Source organism: Finegoldia sp. P1-F-LS (assembly GCF_052932205.1).
Genome location: NZ_JBRFJH010000005.1, coordinates 35,950 through 60,835, shown reverse-complemented (window position 1 = coordinate 60,835; position 24,886 = coordinate 35,950). Strand labels below are relative to the sequence as shown.

Genomic DNA, 24,886 nt, shown 5'->3' with positions numbered 1-24,886 from the left:
TAATAAATAAAAAATCAGGCCGATTGGCCTGATTTATAAACTATTTACTCTTTTTTTGGTTAACTGCTTCTTTTAAAGATTTACCAGCTTTAAATACAGGCGCATTTGATGCAGGAATTTGAATTTTTTCTTCAGGATTTCTTGGGTTTCTTCCTTCACGAGCTTTTCTTTCTCTTGATTCAAATGTACCAAATCCTACTAATTGTACTTTTTCACCTTTTGCTAATGTTTCTTCAACAGTTTTAATGAATGCGTTTAAAGCTCTTTCGCTTTCTACTTTTGATAGCTCACTTTTTTTAGCTATGCTTGATAATAATTCAGATTTATTCATCTTTTCCTCCTTAAATTTTCAAAATAGTTAAAACCTATTTTAAATACAGTATACAGTAATATTTTTTTTATTTCAAGTGTTTTGACTGAAAAAATAGCCTTTTTTATTAAAAATTAGTAAATTTTTACTCCCAAATCCTTTTTTTGTTTTTCAAATTCTTTTTGAACTTTTTCTTGGATAATTTTGTTAGAAATTGCTGTCTTAATGTTTTGTTTATTTGCATCAGTCATCTTGTCTAATTCAGTAACTTTACTGTTAAGTTTAATGATGTGATATCCAAATTCTGTCTTAACTGGTTTGGAAACTTCACCTGGTTTCATTTTCTTTAATGCATCAGAAAATTCTTTTACCATAGTAGATGATAAGAAATCACCTAATTTACCAGAATTTTGCTTAGCTGATGGGTCTTCTGATTTTGCTTTTGCAACTTCATTGAAGTTCTTTCCATCTTTTACTTCTTCGTAAGTCTTGTCAGCTAATTCTGATTTTGCTTTAAGCTTGGAAGCATCTAAATTTTTACCCTTAGCATCCTTTCCTGAGAAAAGAATGTGATCTGCGTTATATTGAGTATAAGTGTCTATGTTTTTGTCAAATTCGTCTTTGATTTCTTTGTCAGATGGTTTGAAGTCTTTTTCAAATTGTTGAGAAAGTTTCTTGTTCTTCAATTGCTTTTCAATTTGTTCTTTCAAAGCTTGTTCTGTCATGTTTTCTTTCTTAAGTTGTTCTTTGAATTTGTCTGCTCCACCTAATTGTTTTTGAAGCTTATCAACTTCTGCTTGAACTTCCTTGTCAGACACTTCGATTTTTTTATCTTTCATCAATTTGTTTGCGATTTTTTCGTTAATTAGCATATCAATGATTTTAGGTTTGATTTGCTTCAAAGCTTCCTTGCCTTGTTCAGTGTTAGGATTGAAAATATCTTGTCCATAATATTGTTTGTAATCTTCCATAACTTTGTCTACATCTTTTTGATAGATGTATTCTTTTCCAATCTTAGCTACTGCTCCATTAGGTTTGTTAGAACATGCTGTTACCATTACCATCATCATAGCTAATACAATTGCTAAAAATTTCTTCATTTTTCCTCCAATTATTTCTCATTGTCCTTCAAAAGTATTGATAATACTTCGATAGGATCTCTCAAATTTTTGTCTTCAAATCCCAAAATGATTTTTGGTTTTTCTGACAAATCAAATCTCATTTCTTTTTTGTAATTTTCTGTCAAGTATTTTAATTTTTCTAATGAAATTTTGTCAGGAGAAGAAAATTGCAAGAAAAGTTCTCCCTTTATTTCTTTTATACTTTCAATGGATAATCTCGCGCAGAACGCTTTTATTATAGATACATCCATTATATTAACGATAGGCTTAGGAACATCACCAAACCTGTCGATTAATTCATCAATTATTTCAGAATAATCATCTTCATCTTGAATAGATGCGATTTTTTTGTAGATATCAATCTTTGTTTCATTCTCAGAAATGTAATCTTCTGGAATGTATCCGTTGACTTTGATTTCTATTATAACAGTATTTTTATTTTCAGAAATAGTCTCACCCTTAGCTTCTCTGACAGCTTGTTCCAAAAGCTTCACATACAAATCATAACCGATTTTTGCGATGTGACCGTGTTGGCTTTCTCCCAAAAGATTTCCAGCTCCTCTAAGTTCCAAATCTCTCATTGCTATTTTAAACCCAGAACCAAATTCCGTAAAATCTTTTATAGCCATAAGTCTTTTTTCGGAAATTTCTGTTAATGATTTTTGTCCTTCGTATGTAAAATAAGCAAACGAAGTTCTATCAGATCGACCAATACGTCCCTTTAATTGATACAATTGCGACAAGCCCATCTTATCTGCATTATAAATTATCATTGTGTTGACATTTTGTATATCAAGACCTGTTTCTATAATAGTTGTGCACAATAGCAAATCGTAAATTCCATCTTGAAAGTCGAGCATTACGTTTTCTAGCTCTTTTTCGTTCATTCTACCATGTGCTATCGCTATGTTTAATTCCGGAACTAATTCTTTTAATTTGAATTCCATCTGATCAATATCTTCTATTCTATTATACACAAAATAAATCTGTCCGCCGCGGTCAAGTTCTCTGATTATTGCATCTCTTATCAAGCTTGGATTGTACTCTGTAACATAAGTTGATATAGGAGTTCTATCTTCTGGCGGTTCTTCCAATAAACTCATATCTCTTATTCCAGTCAATCCCATTTGTAAAGTTCTAGGAATTGGAGTCGCTGACAGCGTTAGCACATCTACGTTTTCTCTCATAGATTTTAATTTTTCTTTGTGTCTCACACCAAATCTTTGCTCTTCGTCGATTACTAATAATCCCAAATCTTTGAACTTCAAATTTTTCGACAAAATCCTATGAGTTCCAACCAATAAATCTACAAGACCTCTTTGCACATCTTTCATAATTTGTTTTTGACGTGCAGGAGAAACGAATCTACTCATCATTTCAACTCTAATTGGATAATCTCTGAATCGTTCTTTGATTGTATTGAAATGCTGCTGCGCAAGAATCGTCGTCGGAACTAAAAACGCAACTTGTTTCCCATCCATTATCGCTTTAAAACATGCCCTGATAGCAACTTCTGTTTTCCCATAACCAACATCGCCACACAATAACCTGTCCATTGGCCTATCCGATTCCATATCAGCTTTGATTTCTTCGATGGATCGTACTTGTGAATCTGTTTCTTCATAAGGGAAGGAATCTTCAAATTCTCTTTGCCATTCGGTATCTTGTGAGAACTGATACCCCTTTAATTTGGCTCTTTTGGAATACAATTCAACCAAATCATCCGCCATTTCGTCAACTGATTTCTTGGCTTTTTGTTTCGCCTTTGCCCAATCATTTCCGCTTAGTTTATTTAAAGAAGGCTTTTTGACATTGCCTCCCCCGATGTATTTTTGGACTAAATTCATTTGATCGGTTGGAATCATCAGCCTATCATTAGCTTTATATTGAATTACAATGTAATCTTTTTGAATTCCATTTACATCGATTTTTTCGATTCCCTTGTACTGACCAATCCCGTGATTTTCATGAACCACATAATCATCAATGTTTAAATCAGAATAATTGACAATGTCCTGACCAGTGCTTTTTTTCTTCTTGCGTTTTCGAATTTGTTTTTCGCGTCCGAAAATTTCCTTGTAAGTAATTATCAAATACTTGGGATCTTTTATCTCAAAACCATTTGGCAAATTCTTCTGAGTAATCAAAACCTGCGAAGATTTAATGTTCGCATTGTAATCCTCAGCTTCAAGAGTTGGAATTCCATTAGTTAGGAACAAATCCTTGAGCATGTTTTTGCGTTCTACATTTGCAGCAAATACGATTTGTTTAAATCCTCTCAAACTGTTGGATTTGATATTTTCAACCAAACTGTCGATATTTTTATTAAAGTTTGGCGCCTCCAATGTCTTAAGCTGATACATCGCATTCGATTCGATAAGTCTTGTTCTTTTTACCAAACTTGTAATATTTACCGATGTTTTGGCTTTTATCAATTTTAAAATATCGGAAATTGGAATAAGCGATTGTTCGTGTTTGGATAAAACTTCTCCTTTTTCAACCAAATACACGAAATCTTCCAAAAATCTCTTTTCCTTTTCCTTGTAAATATCATAGCATCTTGACAAATCTTCTATCATCATGATACTGTCATCGGCAAAATAATCAAACACAGTATCATAATCTTTTTTAGTTAAAAAACACGATACCAAGTCGATTTCATATTCCAAATCGCTTCTGATATATTCCATCAGCTTTTCAAATTTGTCCTTGACATTATCTACATTTTCTCCAAAAATCGGATGATCGACTCTTTTGTCCAAATTTTTCTGAATAGAATTGATAATGGATTCTTTCTTTGAATCTTCAATAATAAGTTCGCTGCAGCTAATGATATTTACGAATTTACAATCTTCAATCGATCTTTGAGTTGATACTTCGAAAAATCTCATCGAATCTATTTCATCATCGAATAATTCAATTCTCACAGGAAATCTGCTGTGTACGGGGAAAATATCTACAATTCCACCTCTAATAGCAAATTGTCCCTTGGATTCAATAGTGTCTACTCTTTCGTATTTCAACACCCTCAATTTTTCTTGAAGTTCTTCTAAATTTATCAAATCAGTGTCTTTTATTGTAAAGGCGTATTTTTTTGCTACTGATTTTTTTGTGATTTTCTTCGTTAAAGCATCAAATGTTGTAACAATAATAAATTTTTCGTTGTTCAACAATTTGAACAACACATTAACTCTTTGATCTTCTGCATTATCATCTAGAGACTTTGCATTGTAGAAGTTGAGTTCTCTGCTCGGGAAAAATTCACAGATATTTTCTTCAATATCATTCAGATATTCTGTCAGATTTCTCGCTCTCATATTATCTTCTACGACTACTACAAGAGGTTTGTCGATGTTTTTTGATGTCGCATACACAAAACTTGCAAAAGCTTCCTTAATCACCCCGTGAATGTAAATCGACGAGTTATTGGATGACAAAGAATCCAAATAACCTTGAAATTCTGTGTTATCTTCATAAATTTTAGTTAAAAAATTCATATCACGCTTTTCCCGTTGAAGTTATTCATAGCATAATCGACATTTTCTTCTACTATTTTGATAGCAGCATCACTTGACATGTCAATTTCTTTTTCTAAAACTTCGAATTCCTTCTTGCTAAATTGTGACAACACAAAATCTTTCAAATCATATTTGTCATTTTGACCAACAGAAACTTTTATTCTTGCGAAATCTTGAGATTGAATAAGATAAATAATAGATTTTAAACCATTGTGAGTTCCAGCGGAGCCCTTCTTTTTTATCCTAATAGTTCCGAAAGGAATATCAATGTCATCGCAAATAACAATAAGATTTTCTGCAGATAAATTATAATAATTAAAACAATCCAAAATAGCTTTCCCTGAATCATTCATGTAAGTTGAAGGCTTCATCAAAATCACCTTTTCGTTTCCGATGAATCCCTCTCCAATCAAAGATTTGAACTTTAATTTGTTCACCTTAATATTCAATTTTTTTGCCAAATCATCTATAACCATAAATCCGGCATTGTGTCTAGTGTATTCGTACTTACTTCCTGGATTACCCAGTCCTGCGATTAAATACATATAATCATTCCATTTCTATCTTTTTTTCTTATAAACCCAATCTTTTTTGTTTTCTTGGCGACTTCTTCCAATTGAAAGTGCTCCTTCTTCAACATCCTCAGTAATTGTAGTTCCACAAGCAATGAAGCTGTCTTTTTTCAAAGTCACAGGAGCAATCACATTTGAATTTGAACCTACAAACACATTGTCTTCAACAACAGATCGATGTTTGTTTTTACCATCGTAATTCACAAAAATTACTCCGCAACCGATGTTGATATTTTCCTTCAAATCACTGTCTCCAACATATGCCAAATGACCTGCTTTTGTTTTGTTGCCAACAGTTGAGTTTTTGATTTCAACAAAGTTTCCAATATGAACATTTTCTTTTAAAACGCTGTTTGGTCTCAAATGAGCGAAAGGTCCGATGTCTGTGTTCTTACCGACAACAGAATTTTCAATGTATGATGATTTAATAACAACATTGTCACTGATTTTGGAATCCACGATTTCACAATCGCCCTTAATCAAACAATCACAACCTATTTCTGTATTTCCATAAATTCTGCAAGGTCCAATAATCACAGTGTCCCTTCCGATTTTTACAGACGGTTCAATGATTACAGAATCTGAATTAGAAATAACAACACCATCTTCCATGAACTTTTCATTAATTCTTTGTTTTAAAATTTGTTCACAAAAATACAATTGAGCTTTTGTATTGATACCATAAGTTTCATTTACATCAGAATGTTTGAAAGTTTTGATGATTTTGCCATCTTTTCTGATGATTTCGAAAATATCTGTCAAATACATTTCACCTTTTGAATTATTAGTGTCGATTTTTTCGATTGACATCTTCAACACATCGCCGTTTACAATCATCATTCCACTGTTGAATTCTTTTATTAAAAGTTGTTGATCATTGCAATCTTTTTGCTCAACGATTTTTAGCAAATTGCCATTTTCGTCTTTTACAATTCTTCCATATCCAAATGGATCGTCGATTTCACTTGTAAGAACTGTTGCAACAGAATTTTGTTGTTCATGATAATCAAAAAACTTCTTTAACGTCTCTTGCTTTATTAGAGGAGTATCTCCTGTTAAAATAATAACTTTATCGTCGTCATTTATTTCATCCAAACACAATTTAACGGCATATCCCGTTCCATATGGATAATTTTCTCCTATACTTTGTTTTACTAGATGAATACTTTCATCTAAGTTTTCTCTTAAAATATCGTAATTATTTCCGCCGACAACTATCTTTTGATCCACAAAATCACAAGCATCCATGACATACTCAATCATAGGCTTGTTCAAAAGTTTATGCAAAACTTTTGAGTTGTGAGATTTCATTCTAGTGCCTTCTCCCGCAGAAAGTATAATAGCTTTCTTCATTATTCATCTCCTAAAAAATTGTCATTACCATTATACTATAAAATAGGAAATTTAAAAGCATATAATGCTAAAATAAGTCAAAGATGTCAACTTTTTTCTAAAATTTGATATAATATTAAGTGGTGATTATATGAAAAAATTATTATTAGTATTTTTAACATTAACAATGTTAGTTGGCTGTTCTCAAAATAAAACTGAAAACAAACCAGTTGCAAAAGATCCAGCACCACAAGTAAAAGAAAGTGATGTATCTTCTTCTAAAGATTTTGAGAAACACGAAGCCACACTTTATGACAAATTTGACACTGTAATAAGATATAGTTTGTACACGAAAACTGAAAAAGAATTCAATCAATATTCAAAATTTATTAACGATGAATTTGACAGACTTCACAAACTATACAGCACTTACGAAAATTTTGATGGCGTAGATAACGCGAAGACAATCAACGATAATGCAGGCGTTAAACCTGTAAAAGTCGACAAAGATTTGTTTGATTTAATCAAATTGTCAGTTGAAGATTATGCCAAATACCATAAGAAAACAAACATTGCATTTGGTTCTGTAACTGATTTGTGGAAGGAATACAGAGACAACGCTCTCGAAAAGAAAATTATTAAAATACCTTCACAAGATGTTTTAAAAGAAAAAAATCTTCACACAAGTATCGACAATATCGTGTTGGATGAAAAAAACAGCACAGTTTTCTTAAAGGATAAGGATTCAAGACTAGATTTAGGCGCTACTGCAAAAGGATTTGCCACAGAAAAAATAGCACAAGAATTAGAAAAACGTGGACTAAAATCCGGAATAATTTCAGCAGGTGGAAACGTACGAACTATTGGTACTCCAATTATAAAAGGAAAAGACAGCTGGGTAGTTGCAATCCAAAACCCTAATTTGAATGAAGAACCAGACAAACAATATGTAGCAATTTTGAAAATACCTGGCTCAACATCCATGGTTACAAGTGGTGATTACCAAAGATTTTACGTTTACAATAACAAAAAATACCACCACATAATCGATCCAGATACACTAAATCCTGCAAATCATTTCAAATCTGTTACTATCGTCACAAAAGATTCGGGTCTTGCAGATTTCCTATCTACAACAGTATTCGTTATGAATTATGACGAAGGAAGAAAATTAGTGGATTCATTAGACGGAGTGGAAGCATTCTGGGTATTTGAAAACAACGACATCAAATACACTGACGGCTTAAAAGATATTATAGAACTAGAAAATTAGAATTAATAAAATAGTATGATATTTTATTGAATATGTGATAGAATATTATTGATATTAAATCAAACATAAGGAGGATTTTTATGCATCAAATGATACAAAGATTTGTGGATTCAGAATTTTTAGATGAACAACAAGCAGAATTCATCGAAAAAGCAATTGAAAACCACGAAAATATTATTATCTCAGGACATAGATCAACAGGAATCAGACAATTATTAGCTATTATGATGGGAATTGCTAAGAAACAATTCAAATCAGTACAAGTTAAAGGATTAGAAAGCATTGACGAAGATGCTGAATACTATTTAATTCCTGGTATCGACACTGAAGAATTCGAAGATATCGTTCAAAAAGCATTCGATAAACCAAATTCTTCATTAATCACAATTAAAGAACCAGAACACCCATACTCAATTATGAAAATAATGAAAAAAGGTGGAAAAACTTCTGGAGACTACTCAAAAGTAGTAAACTTCTTAGAAGCTCGTAAAATCGATGGCGTTCCATTCATGATTAGTACAACAAAAATGACTTATAATGAAAAACATGGAATCGACAAAGATAAAGTAGAAAGATTCAAAGCTTTCTAAAAATTCAATAATTAAATTAAGGGGCTGTTGCAGAATAGATGATTCTACTCTGCAACAGCATTTTTTTATCAAGTATTTAAGTTTAGCCATTGTGTTTTTTGTTTTTAAAATATTTTCTAGATAAATTTATCCTGTTCTCTATAAAAATGGGCACACTTAATAAAGCTAGCTATAATGAATATTTTTTTCTTAAGCAGCTTTGTATTTTATGATTTCTAGATTCTTATTTTCTATTTTTGATGTCAGTTTATTTAGGTTTAACGCAATAGAGTGTAGGCATATTTCACTTATTATATTTGCTTTTCCTCTATGGTGGAATCTATTGTAATTTAGTCCTTACTTTATTTTGGAAAAAGCCCCTCAGCTTGAAGAGACCTATTTAGTCTTTCTTCTATTCCTTGGTCGGATATTATGTTTTCTAATGATTCTTTCCTATATTTTTTGAAGATTTCTGCTATGTAGATTCCTTTAGTTTTTTGACCATCTTTATTCCAGATAAAACACCTGTATACTTTTTTAGTTGTTACATATCCATTTTTTCTTTTCCCATACCTATTATTGCATCTTATGAATTCTTTGCCTTCATTTGATATGTATTTGTCTTGGGTTTCATCATAGACTAAACTTTTTCAGAATTCTTGTTCTTTTTATATTTTCGTGTTTTGAATTGTTCATAGTTTGATGGTTTTATGTATGATGTCAGCCTATTTTCTGCTAGCTATACATAGTTTTCTTCGCTTTAGTATCCCCATCTGCTACTATTTTATCTAGTTTGTTTGGATAACTTTTTAGTTTGCTTTTCCAATCTTTTAGTTGTTCATAGTCTCGTTGAAGTTGATGTTTTCTTTTGCCTTGACCATGTACGAAGTTTATTTTCTTTTGTCTACATTCTTTACTTCTATTTGCTTTAGTATTGGTATATTTTACCATTATAAAAAAATATATTCAATTTAGTGATTTATTTAATAAACTCCAAAAAAAATCACTTAGCCTAGGCTAAGTGATATAAACAAATTATATTTTTTATTATTTTTTTATTAGTTTTCTTCTATAAATCTTTCATTAGATACTCTTGAACCTAATGAACCACCAAACATTGCTGCAATAGCACTTAATAACAATCCAACAAAGATTAATAATGAAGCCTTGCTTGATGTGCTTGCTACATCATTTCCTGTTTCTTTAGCTTGTTCTGCTGTTTTTTCAGCTGTATCTTTAGCTTGTGCCACTGTTTTTGAAACTTGTTCAGATGCTTGGTTAAATGTTTTTTCTGCTTGTGCATATGTTTTTTGTAAACCGTCATAAATGTTGTTTGATATTTCTTCAACTTCAGCTTCTGATAGGTCTGAATTTTTTGATACTGATTTTTTTATATCTTCTTGTTTTACTGAATTTGCAATATCTTCTGCTCTTGCACCTATTTTGTCTGCTGTATCCTTAGCAATTTTTTCTGCATTTTCAGGATTTAAGGCTATATCTTTTGCTGCTTGTTTGATTTCTTCTACTGATACATCAACTTGTGATTGTAAGTATCCTGGTCTTAATTTTTCATTTTCTGAATCTTTTAAGTATTTTTCAACATTAGCTTGTAATTCTTTTGAATCAACACCTTCAACTTCTTGAGCTACTTTTTCAAAAGCTGTTGAACTTAATGATGATATATTTTCTGAAACTGTAGTTGCTGCTTTACCAGCTAAACTACCTGCTTCTCCAGCTACTGATCCTGCTGCATTTGCTGCAGTTTTAACTGTTGCTGTAACAGCTGTGAATAACATTACAACTACTAAAGCCATTGATAATGCCCATGATAAGAAACCATGCAATAAACCAACTCTTTTAGCTGCTAGTCCTCCAACAAAACCTGCTGCAAATAAAGATACTAATAATTGAACTACTGTCCAAATGCCAACACCTGTAAATAATCCATTAAATGGATTTGATGACTGAAAGTCTAAAGTTGCAAATCCGATTGATGATCCTATAAAACTTAGTAAGAACATTACAGCGATAAATGTCACTGCACCAGCAAATATTGCTGACCATGAAATGTTGTTACCTATTTCATGTCTACTATTTCTTCTTTCAATCTTTTCTTGTAATACTTCTTCTCTATTTTTCATAATTCCTCCTAATAATTCATCTGCATAATATTATATAAGCAAATATTTTTTTCAAACATTTATTATAAATGTTCTCTATAGGCGAGTTGTAATATTAAATGAAACATCCTATATAAAAAAGTCGCTGTCCTCTCATGTATAATAAATTTATCAAAACAAAAAACATAGGAGGAAACAATGACTTTAGTAAATTATATCATAATTATAGAAAAAGTAAAACATTTAAATTATGAAGAAAGAGTAGAAATATCTTGACTGTCAAGATAGCATTCTGTATTAAAGTTTAATCTTAGTTGAATTGTATCATTAACTAGTGTATAGTCAGCTAATGATGATGTATTTTTAGTGGTTTTCATAAATACATTGTATCAAAAAAGACGAGGATTTTTATGTTTCCTCGTCTTTTTCTATTATGGGACTTTTGCAACAGCCTCTTTTTTCTATACTGGGACTTTTGCAACAGCCCCTTTTTTATTTTCCAAATTCAAACTTGTTATTGATATCCAAAATATCAAAAAAAGCCTGGCCCGCTGGAGTTATCTGTAAATTTTTATTATAAACTAGATTTATTTGTCTTTTGAAATCACAATCTACGATTTTTATGCACTTTATTAGCCCTGCTTCCTCTTCTAATTGAGCTGATTTTTTCGACATAATAGAAACTCCCGCATTTTCTACAACTGCTTTTTTTATTGCTTCTTGATTATCTATTATAAGTTCTTTTTTAAATTTTACATCAACAACGCAAGATTCTAAAAATTTATATAGAGAAGATGTTTGTGATTTTGTAATAAATACTTGATCTTTTATGTCTGAGATACTGCATGTAGATTTTTCTGCCAGTTTGTTTTTGGTACTTACCACCAACACCATTTCATCTGTAAAAAATGGCTTGGAAATATATTTGTTTGTGTCAATTTTTACATAATGAGACAAAAATACAAATTCAATTTCATTTTTTTCGAGTTTTTTAAATAGGTCTTTTGAGGAGCCAACTGTCATATTTACATTAATCTTTGGGTATTTGCCTTGGAAGGCTTTAATAAATTTTGGCATCAGATAAATTCCTATAAAGTTTGTTGAACCAAAGTAAAGTGTTCCTTGATTGAGATCTTCAATTTGTCTGATTAATTCTTGTGATTTTTGATATATTTTAACTATAGATTCTGCATATTTTATGAAATGTCTTCCCTGTATTGTGAGGCTAACAGTTTTACCATTTCTATCGAATAAAAATACGCCGAGTTCCTGCTCCAAACTATCTATGTGTTTACTTATTGCCGGCTGAGATAAATACCTAAGTTCTGCTGTTTTAGTAAAACTTTTGCAGTCTGCTAAAACTAAAAAAGATTCTAATTTGCTAATATCCATTTGTTCACCTCTAAATTTTTCTAAATCCATTATAACATAATGTTATTGTTTTAAGAATAAAATCGAATTGTGTTATAGTTATCCGTGTAATATAATTAAGCTAACAATTTAGAAAGGTTGGTAAAATTATGAAAACGAAATCATCAGCAAGTAAGAAAAAACTTCAAATGGTGCAAAAATCGGCGGCATAATTGCTGTAATTTTATTTTTTGTACTAATGTTGATGCCTACTCCGAAAGGTATGACTCCAGAGGCACAAAAATCTCTAGCAGTTTTTGTATTCGCCCTTATTATGTGGGTAGCTCAGCCAATTCCAATTTATCAAACTTCGATTATTGGAATTTTACTTTTACCTATGATAGGAGCGGTTGAAAAACAAAAGGTCACATTTGGAGCATTAGGCTATGATATTATTTGGTTAATGGTAGCTGCATTTGTATTAACTTCTGCTATTAACGAAACAAATCTCGGCAAGCGTTTGGCATTGTCAATGCTTACCAAATTTGGCAAGACTCCAAAGGGAACTTTAATTTCCCTAATGTTAGTAAACTTTATCCTAGCATTTTTCATTCCATCAACAAGTGCCAGGGCTGCGTTACTAATTCCAATTATTATGATTTTATTAGAAGTCTATGAGCAAGTTCCTGGAGAAAGTAATTTTGGTAGATTGATAACTTTGCAAGGAGTTATGAACAACCACTTGGCAACTTCTATGGTCATAACAGCAACTTCCAGTCAACTTTTAGCTATAGGATTTATAAACAAAATGACTGGATCAAAGTTGGGTTATATGGATTGGCTTTTAGGTTCTTTACCTCAAGTTTTAATCACTGGTTTGATAGCTTTTATAGTTGGCTATAAACTATATCACATTAAAGACTTGAATATTGGTGGAGAATCAACTAAGGAAATATTGAAAAAACAACTAATAGATCTTGGTCCAATGACTATCGCTGAAAAAAAGACTGCGATTATATTTGCCCTTACACTACTTTCTTGGGCGACTGGTAACTACCAAGAAAAATTATTCGGTTTCAGTATTTCAACTGAACAAACAGCGGTGATAAGTATGCTTGTTTGTTTACTTCCTAAAGTTGGTGTTATTGATTGGAAGCAAGCAAATATTAAATGGAACTTAATGATTTTCTCAGCTGGAGCGTATGCTATTGGTAACGCATTTAATGATTCTGGCGGAGCAAGTTTTATTATTCAAAACTTTGTCGAAAAAATTGGTCTTAACACTTTAAACCCTAATCTAGTTGCTGTAATACTTATTTTTATAACTATTTTCAGTCACTTGATATTTACAACAAAAACAGTAAGAGCTACAATATTGATTCCAACAATCATAACTTTAGCACAATCTTTAAATATCGACCCTGTTCCTTTGGCAATGGCTTGCTCTTTCGGTATTGCCTACACTTTGACTCTACCACCTCATTCAAAAGTCAATGCATTGTATTTGAGTCTTGGATATTTTGATGTAAAAGACGAGCTAAAACTTGGTTTAATAACTTGTTTCATTGGATCAGTAGTTATTTCACTTTTATACTTTACGTATTATCAAATAATATTTTAAATGTCATTAAGGAGAATATATGAATAGAAAAGTTATACTAGCTGTTGCAGACGGCGTCGGCGACAGACCTTGTGAAATTTTAGGAGGCAAGACTCCATTAGAGTATGCCTCCACTCCAAACTTAGATAAATTAGCATCTGTGGGAACAACAGGAATAATGGATGTTCATGGAGCAGGAATTCCTGTTGGAACAGATTTTGGCCACATGATTTTGTTCGGATATGGATTAGAAGACTATCCAGGCCGAGGACCTATTGAAGCCTTTGGTAGAGAAATTGAATTGCAAGCAGGAGATGTTGCTTTCAGATCAAACTTTGCAACTGTAAATGAAAATCTGTGTGTTGTAGACAGAAGAGCTGGAAGAATTAGAGAAAACACTAATCTGTTAGCTCAATCATTAAATAACATAGAAATTGATGGGATAAAAGTTATTTTTAAAGAAGCGACTGAACACAGAGCCGTTTTAATTCTAAGAGGTCCAGGACTTTCTGCAAATATTACTGACACCGATCCTAAAGTTGCTGGAGTTGATGTAAACTACAAAAAATGTCAGTCAAAAGACGGTAAACCTGACTCAATTTTCACAGCAGAAATTGTGAACAAATTTTTATTAAAGGCAAATGAAATTTTATCAAAACATCCTGTGAATGAAGAAAGAATATCCAAAGGGCTTTTACCTGCTAACTTTATTCTTACAAGAGGAGCCGGAATAATGCCTAAATTGGAAAAAATTTCTGAAAAACTAAATATTAAAGGTGCATGTGTTGCTGCCGAAGGAACAGTCTTGGGAGTCGCTCGATTGGCTGGTTTCACAGCATTAACAGCTTCAACAATGACTGGAAATATTGATACAGATGTTAATGCAAAGGCTCAAATGGCGATTGATGCATTGAAAGATCATGACTTTGTTCTAGTAAACTTAAAAGCAACAGACCTTTTTGGTCACGATGGAAATCCTGAGAAAAAAGCACAAGCTGTTGAAGTTTTTGATAAGTTTATTGGTCTTTTATTAGAAGCTAATTTGGAAAACACAATAATAGCCGTTACAGCAGACCACTCTACTCCATGCGAAAGAATGGAACACAGTGGAGATCCTGTTCCAGTTTTAATAGCAGGTCCTGGAATTAGACAAGACAGAGTTACAAAATTTGATGAAATTTCGTGTAGTTACGGTGGACTTTGTAGAATCAAAGGTAAGGATTTATCCAATACACTATACGACTTTTTAGAAAAAACTAAAAAACAAGGTAACTAATTTAAATATTAGCCCCAAAATCTGAAATACAGATTGAGGGGCTATTTTATTGCATAAAAAAACTGATGAACCCCACGTTTCATCAGTTGAAAATTTATTATCTATTTTATTGTCTATTAATCAGGAATAAATGATCCTTCTGATTTGTCATTTTCAAGCATATCTTTTAATGTGTACCATGAAAGAACAGCACATTTTACTCTCGCTGGTAATGTGGATATGCTTTGGAAGCACACTGCATCTTTCAGAACTTTTAGCTCTTTTCTGTCAGTGATTTCTCCTTTTATCATTGAGATGAATTTGTTGCACAAATCTATTGCTTCATTTACCGATTTACCTTTGATTACATCGCACATAATGGATGTGGATGCTTGTGATATTGCACAACCCATTCCAGTGTATGCAATGTCTTCAATTGTGTTATCTTGTACTTTCAATTGCAATGTGATTTCATCTCCACAGCTAGGATTGTGTCCCAACTCGCAATGAGTTGGATGTTCCAATTCACGTCTGTTTGATTTATCCCTGCTTTTTTCCAATATTAATTCTGTATATAAACTACCTAGTTCCAATTCTCATCAATCTCCTTACGTCTTCAAGATGTTCAATGAAAAAGTCAACTTCTTCAAATGTATTATAGAATGCAAAGCTTGCTCTGCATGAGAAATTCGTCTTCAAATATCTGTGAAGCGGCTGTGCACAATGGTGGCCACTTCTGATTGCAATTCCGTAACTGTCCATAATACTTGCAACATCATGTGGATGAGCTTCTTTAAAGTTAAAATCTAAAACTGGAGATCTGTGAGTATCACTTGTTGTGTATACATCGATAATATCTGATTTTTGTTTGATTTTGTCATAAGCATAATCCATCAATGCTTTTTCATAATCTCTAATGTTTTCGATTCCTATTTTTTCGATGTAATCAATCGCTGTGATTAGTGATTTTACTGCTCCTACATCTTGTGTTCCGGCCTCAAACCTTCCAGGCGCATCCAAGTACGATGATTTGTCTTCAAATACATATTCAATCATGTCTCCACCGTACAAGAATGGTTTTAGGTTGTTCAACAATTCTTTCTTTCCATAAAGTATTCCGACTCCCATTATGCTTAGCATTTTGTGACCTGAAAATACTAGGAAATCACATCCCAATTTTTGTACGTCAACTTTGTTGTGTGGAATATATTGTGCACTATCCACGATGCATATGCAATCCTTGTTTACTGATTTAACGTATTTTATCATTTTTTCAACATCGGGCATAGTTCCCACTACGTTTGATGCTTGTGTTATCGAGAAAATTTTCGTTTTTTCAGTGATTGTTTTCTTGAATTCTTCAAAATCCAATTGCATATTTCCCTTGTCTACATACAAGTATTTTAGTTTGGCGCCTGTTTTCTTGCAAACTTCTTGCCAAGTTACTAAATTACTGTGATGCTCCATTATTGATATGACAATTTCATCATCTTCTTTTAAATTTTCATACCCATACGAATAAGCTAGTAAATTTAAAGATTCAGTAGTATTTCTTGTGAATACTATTTCTGAAGAATCTGTTGCGTTGATGAATTTCGCGACTTTTTCTCTTCCAGATTCGTAAACATCTGTCGATAAAACGCTTAATGTGTGCGCTCCTCTGTGAGGATTTGCATTTTCATATTTGTAAAATTCACTTACGCTGTCTATAACTTGTATCGGTTTTTGGCTGGTAGCTGCATTGTCCAAATAAACTATCGGATTTTTGTATTCTTTACTCAAATACAAAAAGTCCTTTCTTATATCTTCTACTTGCTTTTTATCTAACATCCAATTCCCTCTTTGCCATCTTTTTTCTGATGAATGAAAGTAATTTTTCTTCCAAATTTTCGTCATCTAATTTGCTCAAAGATTCGCTAAATTTTGATTCAACTATCATACTTTCTGCTACATCTCTGGATATAGCACGGTTCATTATATAAAATAGCATGTCTTGATCAATCTTACCTGCACTTGCTGCGTGATTTCCTATTACGTCGTCTTCTCCTGCTAAAAGTATAGGAACTGACAAGCTTTTTGCATCATCTGATAATAAAACTGCGTATTCTTCTTCTGTTCCTGTAGAACCCATGGAACCTTTTTTGAAATCAAGAGTTGATTTGAAGTTTTTGTAAGATGATTCTTTTAATGCACCATTTACAATACATGAAGATTTGGATTCTTTTCCAAAATGATTTATTTCATAAAGCATATTCAATGAGTTTTCTCCATGTGTGAAATAAATGCTGTTGATATCCAAGTAAGAATGCTTTCCATTCAAATTAGCTTTTGTATTGACATAATTGTCCTTGCTACCTAATTCGTATTGACTAAGGATTACATTACTTTCTTCATCTAAGTTCAATATTACTGATTCCAATGCTGTCGTGTTTTTTTCTGTTTGTATTACGAATACTTCAACATTACTGTTTTCTTTTGCATTGATTTCTATTACTGAACTTCTGAATTTCTTGTTGTCGTCATTATCTCTGTAATCAAGTACAACTCGTAAACTCGAGTTCTTTTCGGCAACAATTTTATGAGTATCCAACAAAATATCATATTCTCTATCAGTTACCAACTCGATAACTCCGAAATCTTTTACTTGATTTTCTTCTGTTTTATATTTTTTGAATAGATTTCCCGATTTTTCGTTCATATCCAAAGCTTCTTGGCACACACCAAAATCTTTGTTATCCAATGCTTCTACTGGATCAGAGTCTATTCTGTATTCTTTTATATCTATATCTGGAAGATTTATTTCTGTATCGTTGACTTTCAAATATTTGAAAGTTTTAAATCCCAGTCTATTTCCTTTAATTTGTTCCATATACAACTCCTATCCTATGCTTCCTTCTAATTCAAGATTAATCAAATTATTCATCTCAACCGCATATTCCATAGGTAATTCCTTCGCTATTGGTTCAGCAAATCCACGAACTACCATTGATTTTGCTTCTTCTTCTGGAATACCTCTTGTCATCAAATAGAAAATAACTTGATCATCTATCCTACCGATAGATGCTTCATGTCCTAAATCGACATGTTTATTCGCTATTTTAACAACCGGAATTGTATCTGATCTACTTTCGTTATCTAACATTAACGATTCACAGCTTACTGATGATTTTGAATCGTAAGCATTTTCTTTTATGTCTACCAAACCTCTGTAAACACTAATACCGCCTGATTTAGAAATTGACTTACTGTTTACATAGCTTGTAGTATGTGGAGCTGCGTGAATCATAACAGCGCCTGTGTCTAAATTTTGATCGCGTCCTGCAAATGAAATACCAGTGTATTCACTACTTGCGCCTTCTCCCTTCAAGACACTTGAAGGATAAAGCATAGATACTGCTGATCCGAACGAACCAGAAATCCATTCAACCTTACCATTTTTTTCAATGATTGCTCTTTTTGAGTTCAAATTGTACATATTACGTGACCAGTTTTCAATTGTAGAAAATCTAAGAGTAGAGTTTTCTCCAACAAATATTTCAACTGCACCCGCATGCACGTTTAATGCGTTGTATTTTGGAGCTGAGCAACCTTCGATGAAGTGACAATAACTGTCATCCTCTACGATAATCATTGTATGTTCAAATTGACCCGCTCCTGGAGCATTCAATCTAAAATAACTTTGAAGTGGAATCTTAACATCTACTCCTTTTGGAACATATACAAATGATCCACCTGACCATACCGCATAATGAAGTGCAGCGTATTTATGAAGTCTTGGTGTGATTGATTTCGCAAAGTATTTTTTAACAATATCTTCATGTTCTTTAAGAGCTGTATCAAAATCTGTATATATAACTCCTTGGTCAACCAAAGATTGTTGAATGTTGTGATACACAACCTCACTATCGTATTGCGCACCAACCCCACTTAACATCATTTCTTTTTCAGCTTCTTGGATACCCAACTTATCAAAAGTGTCTCTGATTTCTTCCGGAACTTCATTCCAGTCGCTAGACATGTCTGCATCAGGTCTAATATATGTTGTGACCTTATCCATATCAACGACACTCAAATCAGGACCCCATTCAGGATCTTCTGAATTATAGAAAATTTCAAGAGCTTCTAATCTTTTTTCAAGCATCCATTGAGGTTCTTTCTTTTCTTTTGAAATTTGTCTTACGATTTCAGGAGTCAAACCCTCTTCGGTTTTCTTTCTAAAAGTAAATTTATTCTTGATGTCATAGATACCTCTATCCATTTCATCAACTTGAGTCCTCTTTGTAGGTGCCATTATTTCACCTCTTCTCTAATCCAATTGAATCCTTTTTCTTCAATTTGATCCAAAAGTTCGCTAGAACCTTCTTTTACAATACTACCATCCATGATTACATGAACGAAATCTGGTTTAACTTCTTTTAAGATTTCCTTGTGGTGAGTGATAACAATAACAGAATTATTTTCATTTAAGAATTCTCTTACACCCTTTGATACAGTTCTAACCGCATCAACATCAAGACCAGAATCTGTTTCATCAAGGATTGCTAATTTTGGTTGTAGCATTAACATTTGTAGAATTTCATTCTTCTTTTTTTCACCACCGGAAAAACCGACATTCAAATATCTGGAAGAATATCCATGATCAAATTCAAGTATATCCATATTATCTTCCAGTTCTTCTCTGAATTCTAAGAATCCTATATTTTCATCAGTTTTTGCAATCTTTGCACTTCTGATGAAATTTTCTACACTAATGCCTGAAACTTCCATTGGATTTTGGAAAGACATAAAAATACCTTTTTTGGCTCTTTTATCCGTTGATAAATCCATAATACTTTCTCCATCAAGTAAAATATCACCTGAAGTAGTTTCATATTGTGGATTGTTCAAAATAACATTGGCTAAAGTTGACTTACCAGAACCATTAGGCCCCATAATAACGTGAACTTCACCATAGTTTATATTTAAATTTATGTTTTTTAATATTTCTTTATCGCCTACCCTAGCGGATAAGTCTTTAATAGTTAATAAATTTTTTGACATAATAACCTCCTTACAGTTATGTAATAAATATATATATAAGAGATTTTATGTCCTACTATATTATACACGAAAATAGCAAAATAGTTAAGTCTTTAAGCAAAAACCTACTATTTTACTATGCAATTTCGTCTTCATCTATAAATTCGGAATATACTTCTTTGAAATTCATAGAGCTATCAAATTTTTCATTAGATAAATTCCAATTCACAATCTTATGCAATTCTACAAATTCATGATCGTTCAAATCTTCTTGGATCAAATCTACATATTCCAAGCATTTGTCTTTTAATTCATCGATGCTTTCCATTTCTATAAGAACAATATCTTCTTCATATATCGACACATCTGTCTTGTATTTCAAAATCATTTTTACAGAATAAATTTGCTTCAAATTTCTATCCTCCTCAACCTTCCCATATTTTATACTAATTAATTCATTGTGTAAATAGCAAAACAGAAAAATTTGAAATTTATAGTTTTTTTCATTTTTCTTGTTTTTTACAATTTAAAAGCGATAGCTCTCACTACCGCTTTCAAATTTATATATTTCAAATCTCACGCAAATTAAGGAAGGAAAAAACGTGATAACTTATTTTTGTTCTAAAGTACTAAATTCAATATCCAAATCTTTTGTACTACCATCTCTGTATACTGTAATTTTGCCTTTTTGTTTCGGTCTAACTTCAAGCAATACCTTCTTCAAAGAACTCATCGTATTGATTTGTTTACCATTTACTTTCGTTATGATATCTCCTCTAGTAACGCCAGCTTTTTGTGCAGAAGATCCTTTTACAACTTCTACTACATAAATTCCCTTGTCAATGGATAATTTTTGACCAGTAGCTTGTTGGAAAGTCTTGACATCAACACCACTAATTCCCAACTTAACTCCTTCAAAAGATCCACCTGTAATAATATTATCAACAATAGACTTTGCCACATTGATTGGAATAGTAAATCCAATTCCTTCTGCAGAAGCTTTTGCAGTATTTATACCAATTAATTTACCTTCTTGATCGAAAAGTCCACCACCACTGTTACCTGAGTTGATAGCTGCGTCTGTTTGCATCAATCCGTCCATTTGTAAGCCATTTTGTAAAGTGATTGTTCTATCTTTTCCAGAAATATATCCACTAGTCAATGTTGATTGCAAATCCAATCCAAGTGGATTACCGATAGCAATTGCCTTGTCTCCTATTTGAACTTTGTCGCTATCTCCCATTTCAACTGGTTTTAACCCTGTTAAGTCAGTCTTTATTACTGCAAGGTCCAAAGTTGTATCATACCACAATAATTTTGCAGATGATTTCTTGCCATTTGTAAGTAAAACGTCAATTTTTTCGGCTTTACCATCTTGCACAACGTGTGCGTTAGTTAAAATGTATCCATCTTTGCTAACAACAACACCACTACCAACGCCTTCAACAACTCTGCCTTGGAAAAACATATTTTCTTGGACTCCTACAGTTGTAATACCAACAACAGAATCCAAAGATTTCTTAGCTACAGCATTTTCTGTTGAAACGCTACTGTTTTTTATAGAAATAGTACTGCTTTCCACTTGACCATTCTTGTTAATAGTCTCAGTAATTCCAGTCATATTTTTAACTACAAAATAACTCATAACCAAAGAATAAATTAATAAAAATATTGTTAATGCTTTGAGCCAACCAATTTTAGGTTTGTTCTTAGCGATTTCTTTTTTAATCATATTTTCGACTTTTCTCTCACTTAAGCCGTCTCTTCTTTTTCTTATATAATCATTGTAATCAGAGTAAGGGTCTCTGTCCATATTTGCACCTCCATCTTTGATACTTATACTTTATCAATCAAATGTGTTTTAACTGTGAGTAAAAGTGTACTAAAGTTTACGAAAAATCAAACTTTATGTTTGACTTTTTGTAAACTTTAAAAAATCCCCGTATCAATTTCTTCATAGAAATTAAATACGAGGATTTGATTTATTTGTTAGGGTTTGGCGTATTGATAGATAATCCTTCTAATTGTTCAACAGAATCCATGAACACTTCACTAATAGTTGGGTGAGCGTAAATCATTGCTGATAAACCTTCTACTCCAACATTATTGTTCATCGCGATTGCAGCGAAGTGAATAATAGTGGATGCATCATGACCAATTATATGACAACCTAAAATCTTAGATAAATCTTTTGTAGCAACTATCTTTACAAAACCTTCTGTAGCATTCAAACTCAATGCCTTACCATTAGCTTGATACATAAATTTGCTTGTTACATAATCGATGTTTTGTTCTTTTGCTTTTTCTTCAGTTAGACCTACAGATGCAATTTCTGGAACTGTAAATACAACCGCTGGAACTATGTCCATGTTTATATTTCTATCTTTTCCAGAAAATTCTCTTACAAGATTTTTACCTTGGTTACTTGCAACGTGAGCTAATTGAGTGTTCTTATAAACACAATCTCCAATGGAGTAAATGCCCTCAACATTTGTTTGAAGATTTTCATCTACAACAATAGCATTATTTTCAGTTTTAATATCTGTGTTTTCAAGTCCAAGATTGTCTGTATTACTGCTTCTACCACTCGCTACAAGAACGTAGTCTGCATAAGTTTCTTCGAATTTATCTTTGCCAACTTTTTGACTAATGATTTTTAATCTTCCGTCTTCTTCAACAATTTTCTTAGCGTAAACTCCCGTTACAAACTTCAAAGTATCGCTCTTCAAAATTGATTTTAGACGTTTTTGAATTTCGCCATCTTCTGTTTTCAACAATTTGTTACCAACTACAGTAACTTCAGTTCCAAATTGTGAATATATTGATGCAAATTCCATTCCTATTACGCCAGTTCCGATAACAACCATAGATTTTGGAATTTCTTCTAATTCCAAAAGTCCTGTTGATGTCAAAACTCTAGGATGGTCGATGCCTTCAATATTAGTTGGCTTATAGTCTTTGGATCCAGTAGCTATGATAATTTTATCTGCTGTGAGTTCTTTAGTTTCTCCTTCCAAAGTCTTCACAACAACAGTTTTATTATCCTTAAAGCTAGCTTCTCCTCTAATAAAAGTTAAATTATCGTAAGTTTTGAAAAGGTATTCAACACCACTTCTAAGTCTTTCGATAATTTCCGTTTTTCTCTGTTTAATTTTATCGGCTAATAATTTATGGTCATTAACTTCAATTCCAAAAGTTTCTGATTCTCTAATTTCTTTATACAAATCAGCAATTTTCCATAAAGTTTTAGTAGGTATACATCCTCTGTTCAAGCATGTACCACCTACTTCAGCTTTTTCGATTAAAGTTACATTTAAACCGAGCTGGCATGCCCTGATGGCTGTTTCATAGCCACCAGGTCCAGCGCCGATAATAATGATATCTTTAGTCATTATTCTCCTTTTTTGAAAGTCAATATTAAATTCTTAGCAGCTTCTGTTTCATCTGGTCTTCTAACAACAGTTGTAATAGGAGCTTCTAATAATATATCTTTGTTTTCTCTTGCTTCTTGTGCAATTTGTTTCATTGCAGCAACGAAAGCATCAAGAGTTTGTTTTGGTTCAGTTTCAGTAGGCTCTACCATTAATGCTTCGTGAACGATTAATGGGAAGTATACTGTTGGTGGATGGAATCCCATATCTAACAGTCTCTTAGCTACATCCAATGTCTTAACTTGTCCATCGCAATCATCCTTTAATCCGCCTAATACGAATTCGTGTTTGCAGATGAAGTCGTGTGGTAAGTTATAGTCATCTTTTAATTGAGCTTGTAGATAGTTTGCATTTAATACTGCTGTAGTAGATGCACATTTCAATCCATCGCTACCCATTGTTAGGATATAAGTCAATGCTCTCATTAAAATTCCGAAGTGACCTTGGAAGTCTTTCATTCTACCAATAGAATGTTCCATGCTGTAATCTAAGAAATATTTATCTCCATCTTTTTCTACAATTGGTTTTGGTAAATATTCTCTTAAGAATTTCTTAACACCTACAGGACCTGCACCTGGACCTCCACCACCGTGTGGTGTAGAGAATGTTTTATGAACATTGAAGTGGATTGCATCGAATCCCATGTCCCCTGGTCTTGCGTGTCCTAAAATGGCGTTAGCATTTGCTCCATCGTAGTATAGTAATCCGCCTGCTTCGTGAACTATTTCAGCGATTTCTTTGATTTTAGTTTCAAATAAACCTAAAGTATTAGGGTTAGTTAACATCAAACCAGCTGTTTTTTCGTTTACAACTTTTCTTAAGTCTTCAACGTCAACTACACCATTTGCATTTGATTTAACTTCTACTACTTTATATCCAGCCATTGCAGCTGTTGCTGGGTTAGTACCGTGAGCTGAGTCTGGAACTATGATTTCATTCTTTTCAGAATTACCATTAACTTCATGATATTTTTTGAATATTGTAATAGCAGTGATTTCACCGTGAGCACCTGCTGCTGGTTGTAATGTCATATAATCCATACCAGATACTTCGCATAGTGATTTTTGTAAAGTATACATTGCTTCCAATGCACCTTGAACTTGGTAATCGTCTTGTTTTGGGTGAAGACGAGCAAGTTTTGGATTTGCTACAATTTCTTCATTGATTTTAGGGTTGTACTTCATTGTACAAGATCCTAATGGATACATACCTGTATCTACGCCGAAGTTTAGAGTTGAAAGGTTAGTATAGTGACGAACTACGTCAACTTCACTAACTTCTGGTAAATCTAATTCTTCATTTGATAAAAATTCTTCAGGAATTAAGTTATCTTTTTCTTCTACGTCTAATTCAGGAAGTTTATATCCAGTTCTACCTGGTTGTGATAATTCAAATATTAACTTATTATAAGCCATA

21 protein-coding genes are annotated in these 24,886 nt (G+C 32.5%); 4 read left to right on the top strand and 17 right to left on the bottom strand.

Annotated features, from left to right (window positions below):
- Nucleotides 1–40 precede the first annotated feature (40 nt).
- The 5 genes from ACU68Y_RS05625 to glmU all read right to left on the bottom strand — a co-directional run bounded on the left by ACU68Y_RS05625 (nt 41) and on the right by glmU (nt 6,874).
- Nucleotides 41–331: an HU family DNA-binding protein gene (locus ACU68Y_RS05625; RefSeq protein ID WP_002838549.1), complete on the bottom strand. Its 291-nt coding sequence runs from the start codon at nt 329–331 to the stop codon at nt 41–43.
- Nucleotides 332–444: 113 nt separating this feature from the next.
- Nucleotides 445–1,410 carry a peptidylprolyl isomerase gene (locus tag ACU68Y_RS05620; RefSeq protein ID WP_002841317.1) on the bottom strand — a complete coding sequence of 322 codons (966 nt, stop codon included), beginning with the start codon at nt 1,408–1,410 and terminating at the stop codon, nt 445–447.
- An 11-nt stretch (nt 1,411–1,421) separates the two neighbouring features.
- Entirely contained in the window at nt 1,422–4,928 is a 3,507-nt protein-coding gene (gene mfd, locus ACU68Y_RS05615) for a transcription-repair coupling factor (protein WP_446755312.1), read from the bottom strand.
- The gene (gene pth, locus ACU68Y_RS05610) at nt 4,925–5,494 is read right to left on the bottom strand and encodes an aminoacyl-tRNA hydrolase (RefSeq protein ID WP_004269569.1); all 570 of its coding nucleotides are present in this window, start codon (nt 5,492–5,494) and stop codon (nt 4,925–4,927) included. The genes mfd and pth overlap by 4 nt, the downstream gene beginning before the upstream one ends.
- Nucleotides 5,495–5,509: 15 nt before the next feature.
- A complete protein-coding gene (gene glmU / locus ACU68Y_RS05605) occupies nt 5,510–6,874 on the bottom strand; it encodes a bifunctional UDP-N-acetylglucosamine diphosphorylase/glucosamine-1-phosphate N-acetyltransferase GlmU (RefSeq protein WP_446755313.1) in 1,365 nt (454 codons plus the stop codon).
- Nucleotides 6,875–7,004: 130 nt separating this feature from the next.
- On the opposite strand from glmU, the gene ACU68Y_RS05600 reads away from it, so the two are divergent.
- Together ACU68Y_RS05600 and ACU68Y_RS05595 are read left to right on the top strand one after the other, a co-directional pair.
- Nucleotides 7,005–8,126 (top strand): FAD:protein FMN transferase, encoded by a 1,122-nt coding sequence (locus ACU68Y_RS05600; protein WP_446755314.1) that lies wholly within the window; start codon nt 7,005–7,007, stop codon nt 8,124–8,126.
- Between the two features lie 80 nt (nt 8,127–8,206).
- Entirely contained in the window at nt 8,207–8,716 is a 510-nt protein-coding gene (locus ACU68Y_RS05595) for a hypothetical protein (protein WP_446755315.1), read from the top strand.
- A gap of 714 nt (nt 8,717–9,430) precedes the next feature.
- Here ACU68Y_RS05595 and ACU68Y_RS05590 read toward each other — a convergent pair.
- From ACU68Y_RS05590 to ACU68Y_RS05580, 3 genes are all read right to left on the bottom strand, one after another.
- Complete coding sequence (locus ACU68Y_RS05590; protein ID WP_199797321.1) at nt 9,431–9,646, bottom strand: hypothetical protein; 216 nt, start codon at nt 9,644–9,646, stop codon at nt 9,431–9,433.
- 107 nt (nt 9,647–9,753) lie between these two features.
- Nucleotides 9,754–10,836, bottom strand: a complete 1,083-nt coding sequence (locus ACU68Y_RS05585) for a hypothetical protein (protein WP_094223294.1) — start codon at nt 10,834–10,836, stop codon at nt 9,754–9,756.
- Between the two features lie 471 nt (nt 10,837–11,307).
- Nucleotides 11,308–12,237 (bottom strand): LysR substrate-binding domain-containing protein, encoded by a 930-nt coding sequence (locus ACU68Y_RS05580; protein ID WP_446755316.1) that lies wholly within the window; start codon nt 12,235–12,237, stop codon nt 11,308–11,310.
- 193 nt (nt 12,238–12,430) lie between these two features.
- On the opposite strand from ACU68Y_RS05580, the gene ACU68Y_RS05575 reads away from it, so the two are divergent.
- Together ACU68Y_RS05575 and ACU68Y_RS05570 are read left to right on the top strand one after the other, a co-directional pair.
- Nucleotides 12,431–13,786 carry a DASS family sodium-coupled anion symporter gene (locus tag ACU68Y_RS05575; RefSeq protein WP_446755317.1) on the top strand — a complete coding sequence of 452 codons (1,356 nt, stop codon included), beginning with the start codon at nt 12,431–12,433 and terminating at the stop codon, nt 13,784–13,786.
- 19 nt (nt 13,787–13,805) lie between these two features.
- Nucleotides 13,806–15,041 carry a 2,3-bisphosphoglycerate-independent phosphoglycerate mutase gene (locus ACU68Y_RS05570; protein ID WP_446755318.1) on the top strand — a complete coding sequence of 412 codons (1,236 nt, stop codon included), beginning with the start codon at nt 13,806–13,808 and terminating at the stop codon, nt 15,039–15,041.
- Between the two features lie 116 nt (nt 15,042–15,157).
- Here the strand turns inward: ACU68Y_RS05570 and sufU are convergent, their stop codons facing one another.
- The 9 genes from sufU to gcvPB all read right to left on the bottom strand — a co-directional run bounded on the left by sufU (nt 15,158) and on the right by gcvPB (nt 24,885).
- A complete protein-coding gene (sufU, locus tag ACU68Y_RS05565) occupies nt 15,158–15,613 on the bottom strand; it encodes a Fe-S cluster assembly sulfur transfer protein SufU (protein WP_002838553.1) in 456 nt (151 codons plus the stop codon).
- Nucleotides 15,600–16,850, bottom strand: coding sequence for an aminotransferase class V-fold PLP-dependent enzyme (locus ACU68Y_RS05560; RefSeq protein ID WP_446755319.1), 1,251 nt, complete (start codon nt 16,848–16,850; stop codon nt 15,600–15,602). The genes sufU and ACU68Y_RS05560 overlap by 14 nt, the downstream gene beginning before the upstream one ends.
- Nucleotides 16,840–17,889: a SufB/SufD family protein gene (locus ACU68Y_RS05555; protein WP_446755320.1), complete on the bottom strand. Its 1,050-nt coding sequence runs from the start codon at nt 17,887–17,889 to the stop codon at nt 16,840–16,842. Before ACU68Y_RS05555 ends, ACU68Y_RS05560 begins: the two co-directional genes overlap by 11 nt.
- Before the next feature lie 9 nt (nt 17,890–17,898).
- Nucleotides 17,899–19,311, bottom strand: a complete 1,413-nt coding sequence (gene sufB / locus ACU68Y_RS05550; RefSeq protein ID WP_446755321.1) for a Fe-S cluster assembly protein SufB — start codon at nt 19,309–19,311, stop codon at nt 17,899–17,901.
- Nucleotides 19,311–20,060 (bottom strand): Fe-S cluster assembly ATPase SufC, encoded by a 750-nt coding sequence (sufC, locus tag ACU68Y_RS05545; RefSeq protein WP_002838564.1) that lies wholly within the window; start codon nt 20,058–20,060, stop codon nt 19,311–19,313. The genes sufB and sufC overlap by 1 nt, the downstream gene beginning before the upstream one ends.
- A 115-nt stretch (nt 20,061–20,175) precedes the next feature.
- Nucleotides 20,176–20,451, bottom strand: a complete 276-nt coding sequence (locus tag ACU68Y_RS05540) for a hypothetical protein (protein ID WP_002838556.1) — start codon at nt 20,449–20,451, stop codon at nt 20,176–20,178.
- Between the two features lie 198 nt (nt 20,452–20,649).
- Entirely contained in the window at nt 20,650–21,852 is a 1,203-nt protein-coding gene (locus ACU68Y_RS05535; protein WP_002841328.1) for a S1C family serine protease, read from the bottom strand.
- Between the two features lie 169 nt (nt 21,853–22,021).
- The gene (lpdA, locus tag ACU68Y_RS05530) at nt 22,022–23,431 is read right to left on the bottom strand and encodes a dihydrolipoyl dehydrogenase (protein ID WP_002838541.1); all 1,410 of its coding nucleotides are present in this window, start codon (nt 23,429–23,431) and stop codon (nt 22,022–22,024) included.
- Entirely contained in the window at nt 23,431–24,885 is a 1,455-nt protein-coding gene (gcvPB, locus tag ACU68Y_RS05525) for an aminomethyl-transferring glycine dehydrogenase subunit GcvPB (RefSeq protein WP_002838552.1), read from the bottom strand. The genes lpdA and gcvPB overlap by 1 nt, the downstream gene beginning before the upstream one ends.
- Nucleotide 24,886 lies beyond the last annotated feature (1 nt).

What these genes read in the sequence shown, in the direction of transcription:
- ACU68Y_RS05590 (WP_199797321.1), bottom strand. Translation starts at nt 9,646, where the DNA reads ATGGTAAAATATACCAATACTAAAGCAAATAGAAGTAAAGAATGTAGA.
- ACU68Y_RS05625 (WP_002838549.1), bottom strand. Translation starts at nt 331, where the DNA reads ATGAATAAATCTGAATTATTATCAAGCATAGCTAAAAAAAGTGAGCTA.
- ACU68Y_RS05620 (WP_002841317.1), bottom strand. Translation starts at nt 1,410, where the DNA reads ATGAAGAAATTTTTAGCAATTGTATTAGCTATGATGATGGTAATGGTA.
- ACU68Y_RS05570 (WP_446755318.1), top strand. Translation starts at nt 13,806, where the DNA reads ATGAATAGAAAAGTTATACTAGCTGTTGCAGACGGCGTCGGCGACAGA.
- glmU (WP_446755313.1), bottom strand. Translation starts at nt 6,874, where the DNA reads ATGAAGAAAGCTATTATACTTTCTGCGGGAGAAGGCACTAGAATGAAA.
- sufB (WP_446755321.1), bottom strand. Translation starts at nt 19,311, where the DNA reads ATGGCACCTACAAAGAGGACTCAAGTTGATGAAATGGATAGAGGTATC.
- ACU68Y_RS05575 (WP_446755317.1), top strand. Translation starts at nt 12,431, where the DNA reads ATGCCTACTCCGAAAGGTATGACTCCAGAGGCACAAAAATCTCTAGCA.
- ACU68Y_RS05555 (WP_446755320.1), bottom strand. Translation starts at nt 17,889, where the DNA reads ATGGAACAAATTAAAGGAAATAGACTGGGATTTAAAACTTTCAAATAT.
- lpdA (WP_002838541.1), bottom strand. Translation starts at nt 23,431, where the DNA reads ATGACTAAAGATATCATTATTATCGGCGCTGGACCTGGTGGCTATGAA.
- mfd (WP_446755312.1), bottom strand. Translation starts at nt 4,928, where the DNA reads ATGAATTTTTTAACTAAAATTTATGAAGATAACACAGAATTTCAAGGT.
- ACU68Y_RS05585 (WP_094223294.1), bottom strand. Translation starts at nt 10,836, where the DNA reads ATGAAAAATAGAGAAGAAGTATTACAAGAAAAGATTGAAAGAAGAAAT.
- ACU68Y_RS05595 (WP_446755315.1), top strand. Translation starts at nt 8,207, where the DNA reads ATGCATCAAATGATACAAAGATTTGTGGATTCAGAATTTTTAGATGAA.
- gcvPB (WP_002838552.1), bottom strand. Translation starts at nt 24,885, where the DNA reads ATGGCTTATAATAAGTTAATATTTGAATTATCACAACCAGGTAGAACT.
- sufC (WP_002838564.1), bottom strand. Translation starts at nt 20,060, where the DNA reads ATGTCAAAAAATTTATTAACTATTAAAGACTTATCCGCTAGGGTAGGC.
- pth (WP_004269569.1), bottom strand. Translation starts at nt 5,494, where the DNA reads ATGTATTTAATCGCAGGACTGGGTAATCCAGGAAGTAAGTACGAATAC.
- ACU68Y_RS05580 (WP_446755316.1), bottom strand. Translation starts at nt 12,237, where the DNA reads ATGGATTTAGAAAAATTTAGAGGTGAACAAATGGATATTAGCAAATTA.
- ACU68Y_RS05535 (WP_002841328.1), bottom strand. Translation starts at nt 21,852, where the DNA reads ATGGACAGAGACCCTTACTCTGATTACAATGATTATATAAGAAAAAGA.
- ACU68Y_RS05600 (WP_446755314.1), top strand. Translation starts at nt 7,005, where the DNA reads ATGAAAAAATTATTATTAGTATTTTTAACATTAACAATGTTAGTTGGC.
- ACU68Y_RS05560 (WP_446755319.1), bottom strand. Translation starts at nt 16,850, where the DNA reads ATGTTAGATAAAAAGCAAGTAGAAGATATAAGAAAGGACTTTTTGTAT.